This window comes from Methylobacterium sp. B1, assembly GCF_000333255.1.
Classification (GTDB): Bacteria; Pseudomonadota; Alphaproteobacteria; order Rhizobiales; family Beijerinckiaceae; genus Methylobacterium; species Methylobacterium fujisawaense.
The window spans coordinates 1-2,178 of record NZ_BACT01000981.1; the positions used below are offsets into that span (position 1 = coordinate 1).

Consider the following 2,178-nt stretch of genomic DNA (forward strand, 5'->3'; position numbering starts at 1 on the left):
AGCACCACGAAGGCCGCGTTGGCCCCCGCGAGATCGTTCGCGGGGGTACGGTCGCCGAGCATCGCGAGGCCGACCGTGTAGAGGGTGCCGGCAATCCCGCCCCAGACGAGGAGGAGCAGGCCGAACGCCACCGGGTTGCCGGCCGCGAATGGGATCAGGGCCGAGCCCGCGGCGCCCGCGAGGCCCGCACCGAGCAGCACCGCGCCGCGGTCGAGCCGGTCCGCGAGCCAGCCGAACGGGATCTGGAACAGCACGTTGCCCAGCGCGATCAGACTGACGAGACCAGCCGCTCCTTGCGCGTCGTAGCCGAGGCGCAGGCCGTAGAGGGGCAGGATGGCGAAGATGCCGGTCTCCACCGCGCCGTAGGCAAGGGCCGCCGCCAGGGCGCCGGGGGCGAGCCGGACGTATCCGAGGATGCCGCGGCCGGAGCCCGTCTCGATCGTCGGCGACAGCCCCCGGGCCAGAAGGATCGGCAACCCGCCGGCCAGCATGAGGACGGCTCCCGTCGCGTAGGGGGCCGGTCCCTCGGTCCCGACCAGCGCCAGCAGGAGCGGCCCGACCGCGAAGCCCGTCGCCAGCACGGTGGCGTAGATGCCCATCACGAGGCCGCGGCGCTCCGGCGGGGCGGCGGCGTTGATCCAGTACTCGGAGAGGACGAACAGCGCGCCGAGCGTCATCGAGAAGACGAAGCGCAGGGGGAACCACAGGGCGAGGCCCGGCAGGAGCGGGAACAGGGCGAGGCTGACCGCTCCGACGACGAGCGCCAGTCCGAGCAGAGGCGCGACGCCGATGCGCGCCGCGAGCCGCGGGACGAACGGCACGGTGCAGATGCTGGCGATGCCCGCCACCGCGGTGTTGAGCCCGATCAGCGTGCTCGACGCACCGCGCCGCTCCATCTCGATCGAGAGGAGCGGGATCGACAGGCTCAGGCCGATGCCGACGACGGTGACGCAGGTCACGGCCGCCGCGATCGCCGCCACCTCCTCCGACCTGATCCCGCGCGGCTGGTTCTGCTGCAAGCCGTCTGGACGGCTCACAAGGCCACCCGCTCGCGCCGCCCGTAGCGCTCGTAGTGGAAGGGAATCATCCGGTAGGGCGCGAAATCGGCAGCGATCTGGGCCTCCAGGTCGTCCAGGATCGCGCGGGTTATGTACGGCAGGTCGAGCTTGCGGGCGGCGTCGAGCCGGACCCAGGCCAGTTCGGTGAACTCGGCGTCGGCCTGAATCCGTCCCGGCTCCTCGGCCGCCACCCCGCGGCGGTCGATCGCGAAGAAGCGCGTGTCGAACCGGCGCACGCGCTTCGGCGGGGTGATCGCGCGGGCCACGAGATGGAGCGCTTCGAGATCGGGGAGGACGCCGTGGCGGCCGAAGCCCTCCCAGCCCGCCGGGGGATCCTCGGGAGCGCCGTGCTCGGTCGTGCCGAGCAGCAGGCCGGTCTCTTCGTAGGTCTCGCGGATCGCGGCGAGCGCCAGGGCCCGGCCGAGATGGTGCGGCGGCCGGGAGACCTGCCGGGTCAGCGCCGCCTCCGCGTAATCGGGAAGCGCCCCGGCCACCGGCATGTGGCGGTCGCCGAGTTCGATCCGGCCGCCCGGGAAGACGAACTTCCCCGGCATGAAGGCGAGGTTCGGGTTGCGACGGCCCATCAGGACCTTCGGGCCGCCCTTTCCGCGCCGGTCGATGACGATCATGGTCGCGGCGTCCCGCGGCCGCAGGCGCGCAGCGGCCGGCTTGCCCTCAGGAGCTGTGGCGATCTTGGGCTCCTGCTGCGGCAGCGGCAAGGTGCGTCTCCTCCGGCCCCGGGGCGGGGCGGCTCCGCGGTAGCGTGGCAAAGCCGTGCATGCCAAGGGCGTATTGCAGTCCGACGACGGCGCCCTTCACCGGCTGGAGCAAAACCAGATCAGCGCCTCGTGCGGGAAGGCGTCGCCGAAGGTGTAGTCGCGTCCGCCTTCGGGCACGCCGAGGGCGATCCGGTGCGCGTGGTAATCGGCCTCCGTCGCGTCCGCCGAGAAGGCGCCCGCGGCGGCGTAGAGGCGGGCGCCGAGATCGGCCGCGCGGGAATCCGCTACCGCCTCGGCCGCGGGCGGGACGGCGCCGGCCCAGACGGCCGCCACCGCGACGGTCGGGTCGGCGGCGATCGTCGCCTGCGCGCGCAGACGGTAGAGCGTCAGGCGCTGGCGAG

General features: G+C 73.4%; 2 protein-coding genes and 1 pseudogene. All 3 read right to left on the reverse strand.

The genetic code is table 11. The features are described 5' to 3' along the window. Positions 1 to 1,037 (reverse strand): MFS transporter (locus I53_RS27305; RefSeq protein ID WP_051045096.1); only part of this gene is annotated, 1,037 nt, incomplete at its 3' end. Beyond that, positions 1,034 to 1,777, reverse strand: coding sequence for an NUDIX domain-containing protein (locus I53_RS27310; RefSeq protein ID WP_043356897.1), 744 nt, complete (start codon positions 1,775 to 1,777; stop codon positions 1,034 to 1,036). The genes I53_RS27310 and I53_RS27305, both read right to left, overlap by 4 nt. A gap of 117 nt (positions 1,778 to 1,894) precedes the next feature. Next, a pseudogene (locus I53_RS27315) lies at positions 1,895 to 2,178 on the reverse strand (folate-binding protein); the annotation flags it as partial.